Source organism: Corynebacterium neomassiliense (assembly GCF_900626215.1).
Classification (GTDB): Bacteria; Actinomycetota; Actinomycetes; order Mycobacteriales; family Mycobacteriaceae; genus Corynebacterium; species Corynebacterium neomassiliense.
Window position 1 is genome coordinate 1,220,048 of the sequence record NZ_LR131106.1, and the last position, 22,699, is coordinate 1,242,746.

General features: G+C 66.5%; 17 protein-coding genes. 6 read left to right on the forward strand and 11 right to left on the reverse strand.

The window, feature by feature from the left end; translation table 11 throughout:
• Positions 1–124 precede the first annotated feature (124 nt).
• Positions 125–802, forward strand: coding sequence for a LiaF domain-containing protein (locus E0E18_RS05375; protein WP_130839615.1), 678 nt, complete (start codon positions 125–127; stop codon positions 800–802).
• Between the two features lie 76 nt (positions 803–878).
• Here the strand turns inward: E0E18_RS05375 and E0E18_RS05380 are convergent, their stop codons facing one another.
• From E0E18_RS05380 to E0E18_RS05405, 6 genes are all read right to left on the reverse strand, one after another.
• On the reverse strand, positions 879–2,351 hold the full coding sequence (locus E0E18_RS05380; protein WP_237559639.1) for an aminotransferase class I/II-fold pyridoxal phosphate-dependent enzyme: 1,473 nt from the start codon (positions 2,349–2,351) through the stop codon (positions 879–881).
• A gap of 75 nt (positions 2,352–2,426) precedes the next feature.
• Complete coding sequence (locus tag E0E18_RS05385) at positions 2,427–3,584, reverse strand: ABC transporter substrate-binding protein (protein ID WP_237559640.1); 1,158 nt, start codon at positions 3,582–3,584, stop codon at positions 2,427–2,429.
• 91 nt (positions 3,585–3,675) lie between these two features.
• Entirely contained in the window at positions 3,676–4,314 is a 639-nt protein-coding gene (locus E0E18_RS05390) for a TetR/AcrR family transcriptional regulator (RefSeq protein WP_066583785.1), read from the reverse strand.
• Between the two features lie 18 nt (positions 4,315–4,332).
• Complete coding sequence (locus tag E0E18_RS05395; RefSeq protein ID WP_130839617.1) at positions 4,333–6,087, reverse strand: ABC transporter ATP-binding protein; 1,755 nt, start codon at positions 6,085–6,087, stop codon at positions 4,333–4,335.
• Positions 6,084–7,835, reverse strand: a complete 1,752-nt coding sequence (locus tag E0E18_RS05400; protein ID WP_130839620.1) for an ABC transporter ATP-binding protein — start codon at positions 7,833–7,835, stop codon at positions 6,084–6,086. Before E0E18_RS05400 ends, E0E18_RS05395 begins: the two co-directional genes overlap by 4 nt.
• A gap of 169 nt (positions 7,836–8,004) precedes the next feature.
• The gene (locus tag E0E18_RS05405; RefSeq protein WP_130839623.1) at positions 8,005–9,342 is read right to left on the reverse strand and encodes an adenosine deaminase; all 1,338 of its coding nucleotides are present in this window, start codon (positions 9,340–9,342) and stop codon (positions 8,005–8,007) included.
• A 36-nt stretch (positions 9,343–9,378) separates the two neighbouring features.
• Here E0E18_RS05405 and E0E18_RS05410 point away from each other — a divergent pair, with 36 nt between their 5' ends.
• On the forward strand, positions 9,379–10,788 hold the full coding sequence (locus E0E18_RS05410; protein WP_130839625.1) for a D-alanyl-D-alanine carboxypeptidase family protein: 1,410 nt from the start codon (positions 9,379–9,381) through the stop codon (positions 10,786–10,788).
• A 66-nt stretch (positions 10,789–10,854) separates the two neighbouring features.
• On the opposite strand, the gene yhjD is transcribed toward E0E18_RS05410, so the two are convergent.
• The 3 genes from yhjD to E0E18_RS05425 all read right to left on the reverse strand — a co-directional run bounded on the left by yhjD (position 10,855) and on the right by E0E18_RS05425 (position 14,162).
• The gene (gene yhjD / locus E0E18_RS05415) at positions 10,855–12,009 is read right to left on the reverse strand and encodes an inner membrane protein YhjD (protein ID WP_227871193.1); all 1,155 of its coding nucleotides are present in this window, start codon (positions 12,007–12,009) and stop codon (positions 10,855–10,857) included.
• Between the two features lie 174 nt (positions 12,010–12,183).
• Entirely contained in the window at positions 12,184–13,221 is a 1,038-nt protein-coding gene (gene trpS, locus E0E18_RS05420) for a tryptophan--tRNA ligase (protein WP_130839627.1), read from the reverse strand.
• Between the two features lie 11 nt (positions 13,222–13,232).
• Positions 13,233–14,162, reverse strand: coding sequence for a LysR family transcriptional regulator (locus tag E0E18_RS05425; protein WP_066583804.1), 930 nt, complete (start codon positions 14,160–14,162; stop codon positions 13,233–13,235).
• Between the two features lie 96 nt (positions 14,163–14,258).
• On the opposite strand from E0E18_RS05425, the gene E0E18_RS05430 reads away from it, so the two are divergent.
• The gene (locus E0E18_RS05430) at positions 14,259–15,236 is read left to right on the forward strand and encodes an SLAC1 family transporter (protein WP_237559641.1); all 978 of its coding nucleotides are present in this window, start codon (positions 14,259–14,261) and stop codon (positions 15,234–15,236) included.
• Positions 15,237–15,247: 11 nt separating this feature from the next.
• Here E0E18_RS05430 and E0E18_RS05435 read toward each other — a convergent pair whose 3' ends face one another.
• Positions 15,248–16,222, reverse strand: a complete 975-nt coding sequence (locus tag E0E18_RS05435) for an exodeoxyribonuclease III (protein WP_130839629.1) — start codon at positions 16,220–16,222, stop codon at positions 15,248–15,250.
• A 134-nt stretch (positions 16,223–16,356) separates the two neighbouring features.
• The gene (locus E0E18_RS05440) at positions 16,357–17,613 is read right to left on the reverse strand and encodes an MFS transporter (protein ID WP_066583813.1); all 1,257 of its coding nucleotides are present in this window, start codon (positions 17,611–17,613) and stop codon (positions 16,357–16,359) included.
• A 383-nt stretch (positions 17,614–17,996) separates the two neighbouring features.
• Here E0E18_RS05440 and E0E18_RS05445 point away from each other — a divergent pair, with 383 nt between their 5' ends.
• From E0E18_RS05445 to E0E18_RS05455, 3 genes are all read left to right on the forward strand, one after another.
• Positions 17,997–20,258 (forward strand): NADP-dependent isocitrate dehydrogenase, encoded by a 2,262-nt coding sequence (locus E0E18_RS05445; RefSeq protein ID WP_130839631.1) that lies wholly within the window; start codon positions 17,997–17,999, stop codon positions 20,256–20,258.
• A 281-nt stretch (positions 20,259–20,539) separates the two neighbouring features.
• Complete coding sequence (locus E0E18_RS05450) at positions 20,540–21,325, forward strand: ABC transporter ATP-binding protein (protein ID WP_130839633.1); 786 nt, start codon at positions 20,540–20,542, stop codon at positions 21,323–21,325.
• A 118-nt stretch (positions 21,326–21,443) separates the two neighbouring features.
• Positions 21,444–22,610: a SufD family Fe-S cluster assembly protein gene (locus tag E0E18_RS05455; protein WP_078057062.1), complete on the forward strand. Its 1,167-nt coding sequence runs from the start codon at positions 21,444–21,446 to the stop codon at positions 22,608–22,610.
• Positions 22,611–22,699: the final 89 nt, after the last annotated feature.

Below are 22,699 nucleotides of genomic sequence, written 5' to 3' on the forward strand. Positions count from 1 at the left end.
TTGATCGGTACAGTGCTTCCCACCTGCACCGGAGCATGGTCAGCCACCGGAACTGTCCGGAACGGTGTGCGCCCGGCGGTGCGGCCCACGACCTGCCCGGCAGTCCCCCGGTATCCTCGGGCGCATGGAACAGCACGAACCCGTCGACCCGTTGCCGGAACGGATCGACGACTCCCGGCGCAGCGCGCTCAACGACAGGCTCACACTCGCCGTCGGGCAGGGCAGGATCGACCTCGGGGAGTTCTCCGAACTCAGCGACGCCGTGTGGGGGATCACAGATCCTGCACAGTTCGGACGACTCGAGGAGATGATCTCCGGGAGAACCTCCCCGACCGACGGCACCGGCCTGGACAGGCTCGCGGAGAAGGCCGCCACCACCACGGGACCGGGGAACGTGCACACCGGACAGGTGTCCCCCGGCGCGCCGGCACCCGTGCAGTCACTCTGGTTCGGTGACCTGCACCGCAGGGGAGACATGCAGCTCACCGGGCACCAGGGATACCGTCTGGTGTTCGGCGACCTCGACCTCGACCTCCGGGAAGCCACCTTGACGACCCCCGGCACCGTCATCGAGGTCAACTCCGTGTTCGGGGACATCCGCATCACCGTGCCGCCGGGAGTCGCCGTGGAGAACCGCATGACCCTGATCCTGGGCGACGTGAAACTGGACCAGAACACCCGCAACATGCCCGGAGCACCCACAGTGACAGTCACAGGCAGGTCAGTGTTCGGCGACCTCGAGGTCCGGGTCGCAGATCCCGGCGCGAGACCCGGATTCCTGCAACGGCTCACCGGACTGTGACTCCTGTGCACCACGGAGGAACGTTGCGGCGCAGAACAACGCGGTACAGGTCAGCGTGACGCGGTGCCTGTGGACGTCACAGACACCGGCCCGCGACGACAGCCAGATCGGCGACCAGGCGGCCCATCTCGGCGTCATCCAGCTCCTGCACGGTCAGCCGCACGCAGGTCTCCTCCGCCCCGCCACCGCCGGCACCGGCCACCCCTGCCCCACGGCCGGCCGCCGACGGGCCACCCGCCCGGAACAGGGCGCCGTCGCGGACTATCCAGCCCGCGGATCTGAGCTCCCGCGTCGCCGCCGTGGAAGGCACTCCAAGGTCCACCCAGATGTTCAGCCCGTCCACGCTGGGCGAACTGAGCCCCGCCTCCGCCAACTTCCCGAGGAACACCCGGTTACGCGACGCATAGTGCGCTGACGCCCGGGAGAGCTGACTTCGGACGGCACCGTCAGAGAGCATGGCGGCGACCGTCCGCTGCAGAAGATGACTGACCCAGGTAGTCCCCCCGTTGATCCGTCGGGACAACCGCTCAGCGGTCTCCGGATCCGATGCTACGAGGGCTGTCCTCAGGTCCGGACCGAGCGACTTCGACATGGACCTCACCAGAGCCCAGCGGGGGTGCCCGGCCGGGATGACGGTCTCATAGCGCGAGCGGGACAGTCCCGCGAACTGGTCGTCCTCGACCACCAGGACGCCCGGATGCTCCTTCAGCACCTCGCGCAGCGCAGACGCACGCCCGGGAGTGAGGCTGACACCGGTCGGATTGTGCGCCCGCGGAGTACACACCACCGCCCTGGCGCCCGCTGCGAGTGCGTCACGCAACGGCTGCACCTGCATGCCCTCACCGTCGACGGGGACGGGAAAGACACGGTACCCCGCCAGTCTGGTCGTCGTCCCGGAGCTGAGGAAGCAGGGGTCCTCCAGTGCCACGGCGTCCCCGGTGACGGTGACCGTGGCGAGCAGACGTTCAATGGCGTCGACGGCGCCGGCGGTGACACTGATGACGGCGTCCTCCGCCCTGTCGGCGAGATCGGGACCGAGCAGGCGCAGTGCGACCCGACCCAGTTCAGGGTGGGTGGCGGAGGTGCCGTACAACGGTGGCGGAGCGGGGCTCAACCTCACGGTGGCGGGGTCCGGGAGGAAAGTGGCGTCCGGATTGCCGTGGCCGATGTCCACCAGTGTTCCCGGTGAGCCGATGCCCGGACCTCTGGCCGCCCCCTCGGTAACCGTCCCGGGCACGCCGGCGACGGTCGTTCCCGCACCCCGCCTGCTCACTGCCACGCCCGCGGTGACCAGTTGACGGTACGCGGACTGGACGGTGTTGCGGTTCACCCCCAGGGTGTCCGCCAGACCCCGGACCGGGGGCAGCCTGTCCCCACCGGTGAGGACGCCCCGGTCAACGAGATCGCGGATACTTTCGACGATTCCCGCGGCGGTGGAGCCGCTGATCGGCAACGGCAGATCCCCGGCACCCGTCGCCGCACGTTCCCCCGTTTCCGGTACAGGTCCCGGAGCTGACTGCGGGGTGGACCGGGAGGGGGACGCTGACACAGTTCCACTATGCCACAGCCCCCGGCCCCTCAGTCACTGCTCGCCGGTCACCGCCCACCGGTCACTTCTCACCGATCAATTCTCGCCTGCCACCTTCTCGAGTGTGGGGCGCAGTTCGTCGAGTGCCCAGGCCCGCAGCAGTGAGCTCGGCTGTGCCAGTCCGAGCACCATCGCGTAGTCTCCCTCGATCATCGTCCCGTTCTTCACCTGGGGCAGGTCAGCGAAGGTCGGGTTCTTCTCCAGTGCGGCGATTCCTTCGGGGGCGTAGATCACCGAGAAGTCGGCGGCGAACTCGTCATACTGTTCCGGACTGACGACGTAGGCACCGCTGGCCGCGTTGGGCTCCTTTCCGAGGATGGTGGACGGCAGGGTCATACCGAGGTCTCCCAGGAAGGAGTTGGACGCCTCGGTCGGGTCGGGAGAGGTCCCGATCTTCCCCTCCCCCTGGTCTCTTCCGATCCACCCGGTCTTCCCCTGCAGACCGGAGAGCTCTTCGCGTGCCCGGGCGAAGAGGTCGGCGTCCCCGTCGATGATCTTCTGGGCGTCGTCACTGCGGTTGTACAGTTCACCGAGCTGGGTGAGACGCTCCTTCCAGGTGGCCTGCGTCGGGTCCTGCGAGGGACCGTTCAGGGTCGGGGCGATGTCTGAGAGACGGTCGTACTCGTCCTGGGAGTCGATCCAGTAGATGTCTCCGATGATGACGTCGGGGTCCGCCGCAGCGATTTTCTCGACGTCGATGTCGCCGTAGGTGGCGACCATGATCTTGTCGACCCCGTCGAGCTTTCCTGCCCTCCACGGCGCGTTCTCGTCCTGTTGGGTCATGACCACAGCGGTGGGGGTGATCCCGAGTGCCAGGACATTGTCCAGGGCACTCGCTGTGACGACGACGCGCTCAGGAGCGACGGGGTAGTCGGCGTCCCCGAAGGCGCTGTGGAGCTTGACGGTGGTGCCAGCCGCACTCCCGGTGCTGGTCGCCGTCTCGGCCCGGTCAGTGTCGGAGCCGCTGTCGGAGCCGCTGTCGGAGCCGCAGCCGGCAATGCCGGCGACAAGTCCGAGGGACAGGGTGACTCCGGCGGCAGTCCGTATGAAATGCCGGGTACCTGATACTGACGGTGCTGACGGTGCTGACGGAACGGACATGTGGGCTCCTTCGACGTTGTGGACGGTGAAGTCCGTGGAGGAGGTGGACCACTTCCTCCACGGATATTCCCGTGAGAGCAGAACAGCGAACACTGTTCTTGATTAGGTTACCGTTGCCGTCCCCGATTGAGAACAGGTGTGACAGTTAACCTCACCACTGAGCCCGCCGGACCGGGACGCCGCGTCACAGCGCAGGCCAGTTCCGTTCCAGGCCGTCGATGATGAAGTCCACCTTCAGGTCGACGAAACCGCGGTCGGCCCAGGAGTCCTCCGGCTGGATCGGATGGGAGGCGTCGGTCCGCTCTTTCGCGCGTTCGAGCCCCGACTCCCCTGACTCGTCGACGGACCGCATCGCCTCCACTCCGAGGCGGCAGGAGAACACCGTGTCCCCGATGAAGTCGAGGGCGAAACCAGCCTGCCCGACCGTCCTTCCGTGGGCTGCGAGAGCGTCAGCGTAGGCTGCGGCGACACTGCCGATCCTGGTGAAGGCCGCCGGATACGAGTAGACGACCTGCACCAGCCCCGGAAACACTCCGCAGATCCGCCAGCATTCATCCGCCCACAGTCGGCAGATCTCCTGCCAACTCATCCCCGGCCGGGGAAGTGCGACCGCGGAAGCCACACGGGACAGGCAGGCGTCGAGGAGGTCGTCACGGGAGTCGAAACGGCGGTAGACGGCGGAGGTGACCACCCCGATCTTCGTCGCCACCTCGGCAAGGGTGAAATCAGCTATCCCGGCGTCCAGCGCCGCATCAATGACATCATCCCTGGTGAATGAGGGTTTCGGTCCCGTCTTCTTTCCTGCTGTTCTGCCGGTTCCCATGGGCACACCCTATCGTGGCTACCGTTCGACCAGTCGCCATCCCCGGGCATCGTGCAGCCGACTCCAGAACCTGGTGTAGGTCCCCCCGGAGGCGAGGAGCTCCTCGTGGGTCCCCTCCGCCTCGATGGTCCCGTCCGCGGAGAGAAGGACGATCTTGTCCGCGCGGGAGATGGTGTCCAGCCGGTGGGCGACGACAAGTACGGTCGCCTCCCTGCGCAGCTGCTCGACCGAGGCGACGATGTGTGCCTCGTTCTCCACGTCGAGGGCCGAGGTGGCCTCGTCGAGCAGAACTGTCGGTGCCTTCTTCAGCAGTGCCCGGGCAATGGCGACGCGCTGCCTCTCACCGCCGGACAGTGCCCTGCCACCCTCACCCACTCTGGTGGACCAGCCGTCGGGAAGCCTTTCTGCAATGTCCGTCACCCCGGCCAGGTCGGCAGCGTGGCGGATCTCCGCGGCCGGGGCGTCCGGACGTCCCACGGCAATATTGGCCTCCAGGGTGTCGTCGAAGAGATAGACGTCCTGGAAGACCATGGACAGTTGTGACATGAGCTGGGTGGTGGTCTGCCGGGTGACAGGGACACCACCGACAAGCACCTCGCCGGCGTCGGTGTCGTAGAACCGTGAAATCAGTTTCTCCACCGTAGTCTTGCCTGACCCTGAAGGACCGACCAGAGCGACCATGGTTCCCGAGGGCACGGTGAACGAGATATCGCGGAGCACCGGGGTGTCCCCGTAGCCGAAAGTGACGTCGCGCAGCTCAATCGAGCCCGTATCGTCCAGCTCGGCCGCCTGTTCAGGCTCAGGCAGAGGTTCGGCGGTGAGAACCTCGTCAATGCTGTCGAGGAGGGGGCGCCGGGTCTCCAGCCCCATGGCACTCTGGGTGATGGAACTGAGCGTGGAGGTGAACTGCAGTGCCAGGCCGATGAACGCGAGCGCGGGAACAGGGTCCAGGGCACCGGAGACTGCGAGCGAGCCTGTGGCCGCGATCAGCGCGACGATCACTCCCTGGGTCACGGCTCCGGAGAGCATCATGCCCAGGATCTCGCTCCACATCGAGCGTTTCTTCGATCTGAGAGCGTTGTCCATGGCCTCCGTGAGCGGGACGAAGTTCTCGCTGCGTCCACAGGAACGAAGCGCCCCCTGGCACTGGGCGTACTCCACGATACGGTTAGCGAGAGTCTCCTCGTCCGGTTCGTGCATCCTGTCCCCGTGCCTGGCCAGCGCGGTCGAGCACAAGGTGATGAGGATGAACACGGGAACGGAGAGGGTGAGGACGAGTCCGAGCAGCGGATTCCAGAACCAGGCTGCGACGATGACGACCACTGCGGTGGCGAGTTTCTGCACCAGGGGCCCGATCATGTGCGCGAAGATCTCACCGGTGGTCATCAGCTCCGCCGAGACCATCCGGGACAACCGTCCCGCCAACGGGCGTGCGAACCATCCCAGCGGCTGCCTGGACACCCTGTCCCCGACCAACCGGTGGATACTACGCAGGAAGTCCAGGGCGACCGCGTAGTTCAGCTTGTTCATCAGGAAGTTGCATCCCACGCTGCACAGGGACAGGACGGCTAAGACGATCAGCCAACCGCCCGTGGACAGCCCCCACCATGCTTCGTCCGCGGCGAGCGACGAGATGGCCGGAAGTACTGCAGCCAGCGCCAGACCCTCGATCAGCCCTGCCACGGCGCTGACGCCCAGAGCGGGAATCATGGCCTTCGGTTCGGACACCATCCGGCTCATCCGGGGGACAATGTCAGTCAACGGGAGTTTCATGCGTTCACCTCGGTGTCTGTGATGCGTCCGTCGGCGACGCGGATGATGCGGTCCACCCCGGCGACAGCTTCAGGACGGTGGGCGATGACCAGGACGGTCCGCCCTTCGGCGAGCGCCGACAGTGCCTGCTGGATCTCGTACTGGGACTCAGGGTCGGTCAGCGCGGTGGCTTCGTCGAGGATGAGGACCGGGGCGTCCACCAGCAGGGCCCGGGCGATGGCGATGCGCTGGGCCTGGCCGCCCGACAGGCCCGTGTCCGATCCGTAGATCGTGTCGAAACCGTCGGGAAGCGCCTCGATCTCGTCGAGGACATGGGCCGCGCGGGCTGCCGCCCGGACCTGCTCGTCGGTGGCGTCCGGCCTGCCGAGTGCGATGTTGTCCCGGATACTCACGGACACCAGCTGCGGGTCCTGGAGCACGAAGCCCACCCGGGAATAAAGGTCGGCGATGTTTCGAACAGGGACTCCCCCGATGCTCACGGATCCGGAGTCCAGGTCGTCGAACCGGGCCAGGAGAGTGGCGATGGTTGACTTACCCGAACCGGACGCACCGACCAGAGCGGTGACCTTCCCTTCCGGAAGAGTGAAGCTCACGTCATCGACGGCAGGTTCCCGGGAACCGGGATAGGTGTAGGTGACATGGTCGAAGACGACATCTCCCGATGCGGGGACTCTCCTCTCACCCTCCTCCGCATCCTCCAGGACAGGGGTCTCCAGCAGCCCGAGCAGGCGCAGTGCCGCCGCACCGGCGATCTGGCGTGACCAGGTCGCACTCATCATGGTTTCCAGGGAATAGGGGACGAGCAGCGCTATCAGCGTTGTGGCCAGGACATCCGCTGCCCCGACCTGCCCGCCGTGGACGAGCAGCATACCTCCACCGAGGTTGACGAGAAGGATCAGGGGAATCGCCAGGAAAGACTGACCAAGTGCAGACACCCGGATCAGCGGTTGACACCAGCGCCAGTAGAAGTCGTAGAACTCGTCCGCCGACCGCTGGTAGGCACTGTGGGCACGACCGACCCTGCCGAACGCCTTGACCACGGAGATCCCGGTGACGAACTCGACCATCCGTGCCGAGACGTCACCGAGCTTCCGGTCCATCTCGACGGTCTTCTCCCCCATCCCCTTCATGGTCACCGACATCGCGCCCATGTACAGGGGAATCACCGCGACCGACAGAAGCCCCAGCCGCCAGTCCACCACGAAGGCGTACACCATCAGCGCGAGAGGCATGACGATCGCACTGGTGCCGTCCACCGGCTGATGTGCGATCAGGTAGTGGACGGTACCGATGTCATCCTGGAGGCCTTTCCTGACCCTGCCGGAGTTCGTGGAGGTGAACCAGCTGAGCGGGACCTTCGAGAACCGCCTGACCATACGGAGCCTGATGTGGTGGCCGAGCGCGATATCCGCGAAATGGGTGATACCCAGGGCCAGGAAGTAGGCGACGAGCCGGCCGGTGAAAGTCCCGACGAGGATGAGAAGCCAGCGGTTCACGGCATCCTCGTCCACACGGTCACCTTCCCCGCCGGCCTCGATGAGCAGGGCCCCGATCTTCACCAGTGCAACGTAGGGGAACACGGCCAGGACCGCAGAGACCACGGAGAGCAGACGCCCTGCCAACAGCCTTCCGGAGACGGGTCGCAGCAGCTCCTTGAGCGCGGCCGCCCCCGCCTTCTGTTCCTGCCGGTTGTCCTCCACCGTCGGCGCCGCCGGCTCCGGAGCCGGGTCTTCTGTGTGACCGGACATGGTCCTCCTCAAAGGGTTGCGGTACCTAACCGAGAATCCCAGTCACAATAGATCGTCGCTGGCCTCCCCGCAATACCCGAGACCCCTGTCCACCCCTCCGCCGTGCCCTCTGCGGTTCCGGGACGTCGCTACGGCACCACGACCGTCGACGTCCGGCCCCTGAGACCTGCTACCGTCCGGCGTCCGCCCCGCCGTCACTGCCGGCATCCCCGTCAGCATCCCCGTCACCGTCATCGAAACTGAGCCCCAGCTGCTCAAGCTCCGCCCTGAGGTTCTCCATCGACAGCTCGACCTCCTCTGCCCCCACCCCGTGAGAGTGCACGTGCTCCCCGTGCAGGGCATCGATCCCCGCGGCCGCGGCCGCGGCCGACCCCTCGTCGACGGCGAGATCCATCGCGTCACCCAACTCGGCGTAACCGGGGTAGATGACCTCCCTTTCCAGAGACTCACGCAAGGGCTGGTCACAGAACGCGTTCTCCAGGGCATTCGTCGTCAGTTCCAGCAGCTGCCAGTACTCCAGGTCGAAGGCCTCGGCGAGCTTGACCATCTCACCACTCATCGTGCACCCGGAGACCAACCGGTTGTCGGTGTTGACAGTGCAGGTGAAACCCAGCTCATAGAGCAGGTTGAACGGGTGGTCCTCCACAGAGTCGCAGACCCCGGTCTGGGTGTTGGAGGTCGGGCAGATCTCGAGTGGGATTCTCCTGTCACGGACGAACTTGGCGACCTTACCGAGCTCCAGGCCGGACATCTCCGCCTCAATGTCCTCGTAGATTCGGACTCCGTGACCGATGCGCACGGCACCCTGCCGGAGCCCGTCCGCGACAGACTCCACACCCGCAGCCTCGCCCGCGTGCACGGTGACCGGGATGAGACTGCTGCGCAGCAGGTCGAAAGCCGCCACATGGTTCGACGGGGGGAAACCGTCCTCCGCGCCGGCGATGTCGAACCCCACGACGTAACCCTCCCCCGGGCTGTGTTCGCCGTAGTTGTCGACGAGCAGCTGGGCGATCTCCAGGGCACGGTCGGCGTGACGCATCGCGCACAGCAGCAGTCTCGCGTGGATCCGGTGACCCGCCTCCGCGGCAGCCCTCTCCCCCTCCTTGGCACCCTGGACCGTCGCCTCGACGACCTCCTGCAGGGTCAGGCCACCTGCGAGATGCTGTTCGGGGGCATAGCGCAGCTCGGCGTAGCACACACCGTCGGCGGCGAGATCCTCGACAGCCTCCCGGGTCACCCTGACCAGGGCGTCCCTCGTCTGCATCACAGCGGTGGTGTGGTCGAAAGTGGTCAGGTAGGTCGGCAGGTCCCCGGAGTTCGCGGCATCGAAGAACCACTGCTCAAGTTCACCGGGGTCAGTGGTCGGCAGACCATCGTAGCCTGTCTCGGCGGCAAGCTCGACAATGGTCCGGGGACGCAGCCCACCGTCCAGATGATCGTGGAGCACGACCTTCGGCAGGGTGCGGACGATCTCGGGATCGACAGAGGAGTACGAGGGTTCAGTCATGGTCCCCCACGATACCGCCGGTATGCTGATCCCACGATGAACACTCCCCGGCTCCCCCGCCGACACTCCCGCACCGGCCCGACCCCGCTGGCCGTCGGAACGGGGACCGTGCTGGCTTTTCTGTCCCTGGCTGCCGTGCCCGCCGTCATTCCCGGCACTGTGCCGTACCTTGTTCCCGCAGCCGTGGCGGAGACCGGTCTCAACGGGATGCCCAGGGAGGCGTGGCTTCCCCTGACCGTCGACGCAGGGACACCTCTGCCCCGCGACCATGCCCTGTGGACCGACGACTGCCGCTACGATCTCAGACTGCCCAGGGCGTTCGACCGTGACGCCGCCCGGACCGCGGACACACCCCCGGTGGTCACGGTGCAACGTCCCGGACCCGGAGGTCCCGGCATGGAGAGCTGCGGAGCCGTCGCCGCCACCGGGGTGGACCTCCCGGGACGACTGAGTATCGGCAGCTACGTCCTCTACGACGTCGACACCGGTGACGTCCTCGCGTCCAAGGACCCCTACGGCCTGTACCGCCCCGCCTCGGTCATCAAGATCCTGCTGGTCATGGTCGCCTTCGACGAACTCGACCCGGACCAGACCGTGCCGGTCACCGGGGAGATGGCGAACGTGGACGGGTCAAAGGTCGGCGTGGGCCCCGGCGGCAGGTACACCGCACGGCAGCTGCTGCAGGGACTGGTGATGAACTCCGGCAACGATGCCGCACTCGCCCTGGCCGGAGCCCTGGGAGGAGAGGACGCCACCGTCACGAAGATGCAGGCACTCGCCAATTCCCTGGGCACCCGGGCCACCCGCGTGACCACCGTCGACGGACTGGACACACCCGAGAGCCAGACCACCGCCTACGATCTGGCCCTGGTCTACCGCGCCGCATTTCTCCGGGAAGACGTCCGCACCCTCCTCGGTACACGGCAGGCGACGTTCCCCGGGTTCGGAGAAAACCCCGCCTTCCAGATCTCCAGCGACAACGGACTCCTCCACGACTATCCCGGCACCATCGGCGGCAAGACCGGATTCACCGACAATGCCCGGCACACCTATGCCGCCGCGGTCTCCCGGGACGGCCGGACCTACGGGGTGGTGATGCTGAACGCGACACTGGCCGCAGGACGACCGTGGGTACAGGCGGAGGGATTCTTCGACGCCGCCTTCAGCGCCGCAGAGAAAGGCACAGGGTCAGGCACAGAGTCAGGCACAGTCGGACAATTGTCCGGTCCGGACAGCGGAGGTTCCCCGCCAGAGGTATCCGCTGCCACCTCGTCAGGCGCAGATCCCACCCCGGGATTTCCGCCGGCCCCGGGCACCTCCGCAGGAGGGTGGGCCGACACCGGGACTGCGGTGGCAGCCGTCGTCGGGGCGGTCCTCGTCACGGGAATGGCGGCAATCACGGGGCTCCGGTGGATGCGGCGGCGACGGATCCGCGCGGACGACTGAACCGGCCGGGGCCCACGCGGGTACGTAAAGCGTGAAGGTCCCGCAGTCAGGCAGCCCCCGGCGTCCTCACTTCCTGCGGGACAGGCCGGCAAGAAAGCGTCCCACCTTCACCACCGTGCCACCGAGAAGGACCCCCGCCACGGCACCGACACCGACCAGTCCGGCCCTGCGGACGGCATCCTCCTCGCCCTGCTGCCGCACCGCACGTGCGCGCACCTCGATCACGGCCGGTTCCGGGGCGTCCGGAACCTCCTCGGCGAGAGCCTCCGGCGTGGTCGCGATCCAGGCGGAGCAGTACAGGGTGATACGCCACAGCAGGTACATCAGGACCATCACCCCGATCACCGGACCGAAAGCAGCACCTGCAGGATTCGACATCGTCGTGTTGAAGAACACCGTGGCGAACTGCTTGAAGATCTCCAAGGCCACAGCACCGATCACCGCCCCGCGCGCCGCCGCCTTCCGCGGGACATGGACCCGGGGGAAGAATGCGAGCATCCAGAACATCACGACCCAGTTGGCGACCAGGGCGATGAGCAAAGCGATGAACCATACGACGACCCTGATACCGGTGACGTGCTCAAGGTTGAGAACCTCGATGATCCGCCAGGTGAACCCGCCGGAACCCACAGCGGTCACTGCGAAAGCGATGACAAGGGCGAGCAGAAGACCGACCAGCCCCACGAGGTCGCTGATCTTGCCTTTCAGGAAATTGTCCGCGTTCAGCGGAGCCTTCCAGACAGAGGAGATCCCGGCACGCAGGTTGCCGATCCAGCCCAGACCGGTCCACAGGGACAGCACGATACCGATACTGAAGAGGCTTCCGCGCTGAGAGATCGCCTGGTTGAGAATGTCGGTGAGAGTGTCCCCCAGACTGCCGGACACCGAATTCCGGATCCGGTCGATGATATCGTCCAGAAGATCACCGTTGCCCGCCAGAACCGTGGCGATCGTGGCGAAAACGACCATGAGCAGCGGGAACAGGGAGAGCACGGAGAAGTAGGTGATACCTGCCGCGTAGTGGTTGCCTCCCTGGTCCCCGTAGCGCTCGTTCATGTGCATCAGGTGGTCGAACCAGGGCCACCTGTCGCGGAGCTTCTCCACCGGGGAAGGACCACTGCCGTTGTCCCCACTGTCTCCTCCCCCGCTGCGGGACACCGTGTTCCGGGAATCGCCCTCACCGGTCTTTCGGTCGTCGGTCTTCGTCGTAGTGGCGGCCATCGGATGTCCTCACGGTCGTCGGGTAGGTTGCTGAAGCGTCACACCCACATTAGGTGCCGGCGCCGCTTTTCGACGGATGTCCCGCATCTCGTCGCGTCGACGTCTTGGTCCGGCACCTGCCTGTACCGGCCCACAACCGTGCCGTCTGCACCTCACGGCCGGCCTCGTATCCCCTTACCGCAGCAGACCCATCCGCTCGTAGACTTTCGCGACCAGCGGCTCGGCGACTGCCTTAGCCTTGTTCGCACCCCGGTCGAGGATGCGCTGCAGCTCCGCGGGGTCAGCCATGTACCCGTCGTACCGGGCTTTCAACGGGGTGGTGAAAGCTTCGAGAGCGTCCGCGGTGTCCGCCTTCAGTGCACCGTATCGCGCCCCTGAAGCCTGGTAACCCTCCACGATCTCATCGATTGTTCGGCCGGTCAGCGCGGACTGGATGACAAGAAGGTTGGACACACCGGGCTTGGCGTCCCTGTCGTACCTGATCTCGTCGTCATTGTCCGTCACAGCGGACCGGATCCTCTTCGCGGAGGTTTTCGGCGGGTCGAGCAGGTTGACGATGCCTTTCGGGTTCGTCCCCGACTTGCTCATCTTCGCCGTCGGTTCCTGCAGGTCGTAGATCTTCGCGGCACCGGAGGGAATGAATCCCTCGGGCACCACGAAGGTTTCCCCGTACCGGGCGTTGAACCGCTCCGCGAGGTTGCGGGTGAGCTCCAGGTGCTGTCTCTGGTCTTCCCCGACCGGAACCAGCTGGGGGCTGTACAGGAGGATGTCCGCGGCCATGAGCATCGGGTACATGAACAGTCCTGCGGAGGTCCGCTCAGCGCCGCGTCTGGCAGACTTGTCCTTGAACTGGGTCATACGTGACGCCTCGCCGAAGCCGGTGAGACAGGTCAGCACCCATGCCAGTTCCGCATGCTGCGGAACCTGCGACTGCACGAATATGGTCGACTTCTCCGGGTCGATGCCGAGGGCGAGCAACTGGGCGACACCTGCCGTCGTCCTGGCACGCAGAGCCTCCGGGTCCTGGTCGACAGTGATGGCGTGGAGGTTGGGGATGAAGTAGAAGGCGTCGTAGTCGTTCTGCAGTCCGATCCACTGCTTCACCGCCCCCAGGTAGTTCCCGAGGTGGTAGGAGTCTGCGGTGGGCTGGATTCCGGACAGGACACGCTGCACAGCGCCACTGGTGTCCGCGCTGACGACATCATCACTCATGGGCGGCCATTCTACAGGCCGGGAACAGTCGCTCCGCCGACTCCCTCCCGCGCGATGTCGAGCAGGGCTGCGGCGTCCCTGTCAAGGTTGCCGTGACGGGGAAACACCGCCCTGATCAGCCTCCGGAAGGTCACGTCCCGGACCGGCACCCGCACCAGCTCACCCGTCCTGAGTTCCCGGGACACCGCCCGCGCCGCGATCACCGTCGGTTCACCCATCCCGGTCACCGCCGCCCTCTGCGCCGACAGTGACCCGAAGACCCCGGCAGGTTCGGCGACTGTCCCGAGGACGCCCTCGACAACGTCCCGGGAGCCGGAGCCGCGCTCACGCATGATCAGGGGGGTTCGCCGCAGTTCTGCGGCGGTGACACCCACCCCGGTCCGTGCATCCCTGTGCGCCCAGGGATGTGAGGCAGGGACCACGAGAACAAGATCGTCGACGCCGACCACCGCCGAATCCAGGCCGTGGCTCACCGTGGTGCCCTCGACGAATCCCAGGGGGCATTCGCCGTCGGCGACGGCGTCCCCCACCGCCGCCGAGTTACAGGGGTGGAGAAGCACCCTGACCTGGGGGTTCTGTCGGTGGAACCGGGCAGCCCACGAGGGGAAGTACAGTTCGGCGACCGTGTTGGACACGGCGACGGTCAGGGAACGGGCGGCGTCTGGTCTGGCGGCCCCGGCGACCACCCGGGAGAAGGTCCCCGCGGCGTCAAGGTAGCTGTGGGCGGCGTCGAGTACGGTTCGTCCCCTTTCGGTCGGTTCGGAGCCTCCGATTCCCCGCCGGAACACCTTCACCCCGAGGGTCTTCTCCGCGGACGCCACCCGTGCACTGACCGTCTGCTGGCTGAAGCCGAGGGCCCGCGCGGCGGAGGCGATACTGCGGTGCTCGTCTACTGCGATGAGCGTCACCAGTTGGTCGACCGGGGGGACATTGGGGTACATACCGGCATTGTATCCCCGGTCACAAAGCTCTCCTGTACCTCCGACAGCAGATCTCGTTACCCCAGGTCAACGCATATCTGTCCTAGCGTCGAACGCATGTCGTCACGGCACAGACTCACCCCGGCAGGCCCGGTAGACTCCACCACACCGAACTCCGGTCCCACACGGATGCCACGACCGGCCACGGAAACCGCACCACCTCTGCCCGGTCCCGGAGCAGCCTGGGGCGGTGCGGTCATGGGCCTGTCCGTCACCGCTTCCCTGCTCGGCGTCCACGTCTCCACCGGTGTCGGTACCGCGGTCACCGCAGTCGCCGCAGTGGTCTTCATCTCCCTGGTGACCGGGACAGTCCGAGCGCCGATGTTCGATGACGTACCAGCCTGGTCGATGATGACGATGGGGGTGCTGGCCCTGGGGTCCGCGGCAGACACCAACCTCGGGTGGGCCGGTACGCACGCCGCAACCTGGATGATCGGTTCCGCCGCCGCACTCGTCGTCTTCGCCGTCCAGTGCACCCGTCTGGTCCGCAGGAAGGTCTCCGCAGTTTTTCCGGGAGTCCTGCCGCTGGTCACCCCGATGGTCGCGGCGACGAACGCCGCACAACTCGGTCACCCCCTCCCAGGCTCGGTCTTCTTCTTCGCCTCGCTGCTCACCGCCCTGCCCGCCTTCGCCCGGGTCTATAACTCGGCAGGGCGCAGACCTGCCACCGGGCTCGCCGCAACGGCGTGGATACCATTGGGGGTGGTCGGGCAGAGCTCTGCCGCGGCACTGCTGCTCACCGACGGCCGTACCGTCGGTGTGGTCTACGCCGTGGCGATCCTGTGTCTCGGGGTCCCGGCCGGGATCTGGGCGATCGTGAACCACTGGGGTGCGCTGCGGCACCTGCCGGCAGCGAACCCGTCCTGGTGGGCGGCGACCTTCCCGGTCGGCACCTGCAGCCTGGGCACCCACACACTGGCCGCCGCCACCGGGGAGGGGTGGATTGACGTGGTCAGTGCCGTCCTTCTCGTCCTGCTGTGCATCCACGTGGTGGCGGCCACCGCAGGTGTCGCCTTTCGTCTGGTACTGCAGTAGGGCACCTCACCCTACCGGTACTCCGCCATCACCGGAGAGTGGTCGCTCCACCGCAGGTCGTAGTCCGGGGCCTTGTCGACCCATGCCCGGACCGCCCGCTCCATCAGTGGTGCGGTGGCCGCCTGGTAGTCGATGCGCCAGCCGGCCCCGGTGTCGAAGGCCTTGCCTCTCCAGGTCCACCACGAGTACGGTCCCTCGGTCTGCTCCGGGTGCAGTCTGCGCAGGACGTCGAACCACCGGGGGTCCCGGGCAGGGCCGGCGGTGAGCCGGGCGCGGGCGACCTCTGACGGGGTGTAGTCCACCGCCCCGGCGAATGCCCCGACCGGGCCCGCCGGATTGCCGGTGCGGCCGGAGTCCGTGGCGTCCCCGATCTGGCTCACGGCATCAGGGTAGGTGCCGAAGACCGAGTCCATGAACGCCCGCTCATCCGGCAGGAATCCCGACTTCTTACGGTTGGGACGCCAGTTCTTCAGGTCCGCCCGACGGTGGCAGATGTTCCAGTCGCCGCCGACGACCATCTGGTCGCCCGTGGACGCGCACTCGTCGAGCCAGAGACCCATCACGTCGAGGAAGCGGTACTTCTCGTCCTGTCTGACGGTGTTCTCCGTCCCGGACGGGAGGTACACGCTGGCCACCGTGATGCCCGCGGTCCGCGCCTGGATCCACCTGCCGGAGTCCCGGAATTCCCCGGCACCGGGTACGTCACCGAAACCGATGCGGACGTCGGTGATCGCGTGGCGGGAGAGAACTGCCACCCCCGCGCGTCCCTTCGCCGCGGCCTCCGCCTGGACGAGGTTCCAACCGGACGCCAGGGCCGGCGCCAGGGCCTCCTCCGTCTGGGCTTCGCTGGCGCGGACTTCCTGGAGCAGGACCACGTCGGCCGGAGTCTCCTCCAGCCAGGGCAGCATCCCGTGGTTGTTCTCGTTGCGGTGCTTGACGGCGGCTCGGATGCCGTTGACGTTGACGGTGGCGACAGTGAGGCTCATGGAGCACAACCATAACGCCACCCCGGACGCCGCGGCCGGCACCTCCCGGTGCGGGCTTCCCGCACAGACCTCCGTAAGCAGCCCGTGTTACCGGTTTCACTCCTGGGTACCGGTTTCACTCCTGGGTACCGGTTTCACTCCTGCGCGGCATGCCGCCGGTAGAGCAGGTGCGCCGGTATGAACACGGCAAGCCCCGCCAGGGCCAGACCGGCACCAGCCAACGCCGGCGCGGAATAGGAGTAGCCGTGGTCGATCACCAGGCCGCCGATGGCGGCACCCGAGGCGTTGGCGATGTTGAAGGCCGACTGGTTCATCGCCGCGGCCAGGTTCTGGGCCCTGCCGGCGACTTCCATGAACCTCGTCTGCATCACGATGACGAGAATTCCGCCACCCACCGACACCAGTCCGAAGAGCAGGATCGCCAGCGGAGCCACGGTGCTGCCGAAGTAGAAGGCCACGAGCATGCACGCCATGACGAGGAAGGCGAAGACGATAGACCGGTCGATGTTACGGTCCGCCAGTCTGCCACCCACCATGTTTCCGACGACCATTCCGATGCCGTACACCATCAGCACGAACCACATCATGTTCTCCGGGTAGCCCGCACGGTCCGTCATCGTCCAGGAGATGTAGGTGTACACGCAGAACATTCCGCCGAATCCGACGGCCCCGGACAGGAGGGTGAGCCAGACCTGGGAGTTGACGAGGGCCCCGGCCTCGGTCGCCGGCCTGGTCACGGGCATGAGTGTCATGTGGGGCATGGACACCCACAGTCCGACGAGGGTGGCCAGACCGATCAACGCGACGACGCCGTAGGCCGCCGACCAGCCGAGCACGGATCCTGTCCACTGGGCTGCCGGCACCCCGATCACCGTTGCGGTGGCCAGGCCCAGTGATATCCGTGCTATCGCCTGACCCCGGCGTCCCGGTTCCGCCATGGACGCCGCGATGAGATTCGCCACCGCGAAGTAGGCGCCGTGGGGGAAGCCCGCGATGAACCGCGACACCATGAGAAGTCCGTAGGAGTGTGCGAACATGCTGAGTCCGTTGCCGACGGTGAACGCGACCATGAGCAGGATGATGAGCCGGCGGCGCGGTATGTGACCGGTCAGGGTGGTTATCAGCGGCGCGCCGACGACCACCCCCATGGCGTAGGCGGTGACGACGTGGCCGGCCTGGGCCTCGGTGATCCCGAAGTCGTCGGCGATGTAGCTGAGCAGGCCCATGGAGACGAACTCGGTGGTCCCGATCCCGAAGCCGCCGAGGGCCAGGGCGGCCATCGCCACCGGGCGTCTCCTGCGCCCCATTTCGGTCTGCCGGGGCATGGGACGTCGTTGCGGATGAGGTAGACGGAGAGGGGTACGGTGCAGTGAAGCCATCGAATCAAGCATTCTTTCATCACCTTTTTAGGGTGTCGGGCGGGGCGGGGAACCTGGTTCCGGGTTCCTCTCCTCTGTTCGGGGCAGTCCGGTGAAGCACCTATGCGACCACGGACGGCGCCGGACCGCAAACTCTGGAACACCACATGTGACCGGCGTATCACCGCTCGGCCGTCATCGCATTCCGGGCACTGTGACCTGCATGACAGTCCCCTTCGCCTTCCCGGCACTGCCACACCCTCGACACGTGGATGACACTGCTTTGCCGTATCATCGTCCACGTAGATTCCGGCGACACCGCGCGCCGCAGAATGACGAGACGACTACACCGGACGTGCACCGAAGACCGTGTCGGCGACCGTCCACAGCGAGAAGACATAAGGGAGTACCTGCCCATGGCCAGAATCATCTACACACGTACCGACGAGGCACCGCTCCTGGCGACCTATTCTCTACTGCCTGTCATCCAGGCTTTCACCGGCACCGCCGGCGTCGAGGTCGAGACCCGTGACATCTCACTCGCCGCACGCATCCTCGCCGCATTCTCCGATCTCCTCCCGGAGGACCAGCGTGTTCCCGACACTCTCGCGGAACTGGAGCAGATCACCCGGTCCCCCGAGGCCAACATCATCAAGCTCCCGAACATCTCGGCGTCCGTCCCGCAGCTCAAGGCCGCAGTCGCCGAACTGCAGGCCGACGGTTACGCACTCCCCGACTACCCGGACGAGCCGGTCACCGACGAGGAGAAGGACGCCCGGGCCCGCTATGACTCGGTGAAGGGGTCGGCGGTCAACCCGGTCCTGCGCGAAGGCAACTCCGACCGTCGTGCCCCCAGGGCCGTCAAGAACTTCGCCCGCAAGCACCCGCACCACATGGGCGCCTGGAGCAGTGACTCGAAGACGAACGTCGCCACCATGTCCGAGGGTGACTTCCGCCACAACGAGAAATCCGTGATCATCGACGGAGACGACACCCTCCAGATCCGTCTCGTCACCTCCGACGGCAGCGTCACCGTGCTCAAGGAGTCCCTCCCGGTCCTGGACAAGGAGATCGTGGACGCCACGGTGCTGCACGCCGCAGCGCTCGACGGTTTCCTCGCGGCCCAGGTCCAGCGCGCCAGGGAGGAGGGCGTCCTGTTCTCCGCCCACCTCAAGGCCACGATGATGAAGGTCTCTGACCCGATCATCTTCGGCCACGTCGTCCGCGCGTTCTTCGCGGACGTCTTCGACCGCTACGGTGACACGCTCCTGCCCCGCGGCCTCAACGGGGAGAACGGACTCGCCGCGATCCTCTCCGGTCTCGACAACCTGGAGGACAAGGCGCTCGCTGAAGAGATCCGCGCCGCCTTCGAGAAGGGCTTCGCCGAAGGACCGGCCATCGCGATGGTCAACTCCGAGAAGGGCATCACCAACCTGCACGTACCCTCCGACGTCATCGTCGACGCCTCGATGCCCGCCATGATCCGCACCTCCGGGCACATGTGGAACAGGGACAACCAGGAGCAGGACACCCTCGCCGTCATCCCGGACTCCTCCTACGCGGGTGTCTACCAGGTCGTCATCGACGACTGCCGCCGCAACGGCGCCTTCGATCCCACGACGATGGGCACCGTCCCCAACGTGGGTCTCATGGCACAGAAGGCCGAGGAGTACGGCTCCCACGACAAGACCTTCAGGATTCCCGCCGACGGCACCGTCGAGGTCGTCAACAGTGCCGGCGAGGTCCTCATGTCCCACACGGTCGCCACCGGTGACATCTGGCGCGCCTGCCAGGCCAAGGACATCCCCGTCCGCGACTGGGTGAAGCTCGCGGTCACCCGGGCCCGTGCCACCGGTGACCCGGCCGTGTTCTGGCTGGACCCGACCCGCGCCCACGACCGCAACATCCGCAGCAAGGTCGAGGAGTACCTCGGGGACACCGATCTCGTCGGAGACACCGAGGGCCTGGACATCCGGATCCTCTCCCCCGAGGAGGCGTGCCAGCTGTCCGTGGACCGCATCCGCGCCGGGAAGAACACCATCTCGGTCACCGGCAATGTGCTGCGTGACTACCTGACCGACCTCTTCCCGATCATGGAGCTGGGGACCAGCGCGAAGATGCTGTCCATCGTTCCCCTGATCGCAGGTGGTGGACTGTTCGAGACCGGTGCGGGCGGATCCGCCCCCAAGCACGTCCAGCAGCTCATCGAGGAGGACTACCTGCGGTGGGATTCGCTGGGCGAGTTCCTCGCACTGGCTGAGTCGCTGCGCAAGCTCGGCGAGACCGACGACAATCCCCGGACCCCGATCCTCGCCGACGCCCTGGACGCCGCCACCGAGAGGGTCCTCAACGAGGACAAGTCCCCGGCCCGCAGGATCGGTGACATCGACAACCGTGGCAGTCACTACTACCTGGCGTCCTTCTGGGCCAGGAATCTCGCCGACCAGACCACTGACCCGGAGCTGGCCGAGATCTTCACCCCGGTCGCCGAAGCTCTGGAGAGCAACCTGGAGACAATCAAGACCGAGATGCGTGGCTGCCAGGGCCATCCGGTCGACCTGGGAGGCTACTACCTTCCGGACGACGAGAAGACCTCGGCGGTGATGCGTCCGTCAGGCACGTTCAACGACATCATCGACGGTCTGGCCGCCCGCCGCAGGGAGCTCGCCGGCAGCTGAGTCCGACCGGCACACCCGTCGAGGTGACAGCGCGCCCCGGGGTCCGGGACCAGGAGACTGGTCGCGGACCCCGGGGCATTTCCCTGTCCTGCGGCAGGGGCACCGACAACAGGCGTCAACAGTATTCACGGTTTTCCGTAACTACCCTCCATGCGGGGGTGTCAGACGTCCACCGTGGCAGTGGGCGGGGGTAAACGATCGTATGATCAGGGGTGAAGGGCATTCCGCCCGGACAGTACCCACACCACACCCCACCAACTGAAAGCCGGGTGTCCGTCACCATGACCAACTCCCAGACAGACCGCCAGACCAACGCCGCCGAGACCCCGCGGGAAGCCCCTCTCCTCGAGCTCAGAGGCGTCGACATCGCGGCCGTCGCCGACGACGGCGCGGAGACCACCATCTGCCACGACGTCACCCTCACCGTCAACGAGGGTGAGCGTCACATCCTGCTCGGCCCCAACGGTTCCGGGAAGTCCACGCTCCTCGCCGGGATAATCGGGCTCCACCCGTTCCGGATCACCTCGGGCACCGCCACCCTCCGCGGCGAGGACATCACCACCATGGAGCTGGAGGAACGCGCCCGGGCGGGCATCGGCCTGGCCTTCCAGCGTCCGCCCGCACTGGCCGGCGTGTCCGTCGAAAGACTGGCCGCAGCGGTCGGGGCCTCCGACAGGCTGGAGTCCGTGTCCTCGGCTCTGGGCCTCGACCATCTCGACGACCGTGACGTCAACTGCGGTTTCTCCGGAGGGGAGGCGAAACGTTTCGAGGTCATGAAGCTTGAGCTGCAGGGACCTCAGCTGTGCCTCTTCGACGAGCCGGAGTCCGGAGTCGACCTGGAGCAGGTCAACGTCGTCGGTCGGGCGGTCAACGATCTGCTCAGCTCCACCGATGACCGGGGCCGCCGCCGGGCCGGGCTGATCATCACCCACACCGGGTTCATCCTCGACAGTCTCGACGCCACTGAAGCGCATCTCATGGTCGACGGCACGATCGTCAGTTCCGGGGACCCCCGGGAGATGTTCGACCGCATCCGTACCGACGGCTACCACCATGAGCCTCAGTGAGCGTCCCTGAAGGCGCCTCCACCACCTGACAGTCACCGCCCGACAGTCACCGCCTGACAGTCACCACCGGGGCCCGCACCGGGTCCCACCGATCATCCACCGAAAGGACGCGATCGTCATGACCGCCCCCGCCACCACACCCACCACCGCGGACACCGGAACGACCGCCGCCGAATTCTCCGCCACCGTCGGCCCGGATGCCGCGGGCCCTGAACTCCTCGCCCAGGTCGGGTGGGAGGACCCTGCCCGTCGCTCGTCCACCACAGTGGTGCTCGACCACGGATACTCGACCATGGACTCCAGTGACCCGGACGTCATCGTCCTCCCCCTGGCGGAGGCACTGACCACCTATCCGTGGGTGCAGGACCTGATGTGGAGCCTGATCAGTCCCGACGACGACGACACCCTGCGCCGGGCATTCGAGTCGACCAGGACACCTCTGGGCACGTTCACCTGGGTCAGAGACAATGCGCGGGTCGAACTGCCCCGCCAGTCCTTCACCGTCATGACGGTGCCCCAGGAACGGCAGTTCGTCCACGACATCACCGTGATCGGCCGGAACGCCGAGGTGGACTCGGTGTCCGGTTCCGCTGTCGCCCCGGGACTGACCCGCGGCACCCATGTCTCCGTCGGTGAAACGTTCATCGGGGAGGGAGCGCGCCTGCGCAGCGTGGATGTCGACCGCTGGGGCCCGGAGATGACCGTGTACACCTACGACCGCACCAGGGTCGGCGAGGGCGCGGTGCTGAGTTCGGTGTCTGTCGCCGTCTCCGCCCTGAAGAAGGCCCGGTCCAGTTCCGTGACGGAACTGGGGAAGGACGCCAGGTGCACCTCCCACAGCATCGTGTTCGCGCCTGAGGGTACTGACCGGGGCATGGAGGACCTCACCGTCATGACCGGCCCCGGAGCCCAGGCCGAAATGGTGGCCAGGATGGTCAGTGACGGAGGTCGCATCCGCAATGCGTCCACACTGACGTCGACGGCGCCGGATGTCAGGGGATTCCTGGAGTGCGACGGCCTGCTTCTCCGCGACGGGGGCGGCATCAACTCGGTGCCTTCCCTGGACGCGAGGGTCGCGAGGGCACAGCTGTCGCACGAGGCGTCGGTCGGCATGATCGACGACGAGAAGCTCGACTACCTCAAGGCCCTCGGCATGGACGAGGACGCCGCCAGGGACCTCATCGTGCAGGGCTTCCTCAACCTCGAAGATGACCGTATCCCGGCCTCGGTCCGCGACCGGGTCACGGAGCTCGTTTCCGCCGCCCGCGGTGCAGAGAAGTTGTGACACTGTCCGGCAACTCACTGGTGAACAGCTTGGTCTACCCCCTTCACCACTTCTGAACAGGGATAATACGAAGAACTAGACCGAGCTGT

Excerpts from the sequence above, each read along its gene's own strand:
- E0E18_RS05375 (WP_130839615.1), top strand. The coding sequence starts at position 125 with ATGGAACAGCACGAACCCGTCGACCCGTTGCCGGAACGGATCGACGAC.
- E0E18_RS05390 (WP_066583785.1), bottom strand. The coding sequence starts at position 4,314 with ATGGGAACCGGCAGAACAGCAGGAAAGAAGACGGGACCGAAACCCTCA.
- E0E18_RS05395 (WP_130839617.1), bottom strand. The coding sequence starts at position 6,087 with ATGAAACTCCCGTTGACTGACATTGTCCCCCGGATGAGCCGGATGGTG.
- E0E18_RS05400 (WP_130839620.1), bottom strand. The coding sequence starts at position 7,835 with ATGTCCGGTCACACAGAAGACCCGGCTCCGGAGCCGGCGGCGCCGACG.
- E0E18_RS05405 (WP_130839623.1), bottom strand. The coding sequence starts at position 9,342 with ATGACTGAACCCTCGTACTCCTCTGTCGATCCCGAGATCGTCCGCACC.
- E0E18_RS05410 (WP_130839625.1), top strand. The coding sequence starts at position 9,379 with ATGAACACTCCCCGGCTCCCCCGCCGACACTCCCGCACCGGCCCGACC.
- yhjD (WP_227871193.1), bottom strand. The coding sequence starts at position 12,009 with ATGGCCGCCACTACGACGAAGACCGACGACCGAAAGACCGGTGAGGGC.
- trpS (WP_130839627.1), bottom strand. The coding sequence starts at position 13,221 with ATGAGTGATGATGTCGTCAGCGCGGACACCAGTGGCGCTGTGCAGCGT.
- E0E18_RS05425 (WP_066583804.1), bottom strand. The coding sequence starts at position 14,162 with ATGTACCCCAATGTCCCCCCGGTCGACCAACTGGTGACGCTCATCGCA.
- E0E18_RS05430 (WP_237559641.1), top strand. The coding sequence starts at position 14,259 with ATGTCGTCACGGCACAGACTCACCCCGGCAGGCCCGGTAGACTCCACC.
- E0E18_RS05435 (WP_130839629.1), bottom strand. The coding sequence starts at position 16,222 with ATGAGCCTCACTGTCGCCACCGTCAACGTCAACGGCATCCGAGCCGCC.
- E0E18_RS05440 (WP_066583813.1), bottom strand. The coding sequence starts at position 17,613 with ATGCTTGATTCGATGGCTTCACTGCACCGTACCCCTCTCCGTCTACCT.
- E0E18_RS05445 (WP_130839631.1), top strand. The coding sequence starts at position 17,997 with ATGGCCAGAATCATCTACACACGTACCGACGAGGCACCGCTCCTGGCG.
- E0E18_RS05450 (WP_130839633.1), top strand. The coding sequence starts at position 20,540 with ATGACCAACTCCCAGACAGACCGCCAGACCAACGCCGCCGAGACCCCG.
- E0E18_RS05455 (WP_078057062.1), top strand. The coding sequence starts at position 21,444 with ATGACCGCCCCCGCCACCACACCCACCACCGCGGACACCGGAACGACC.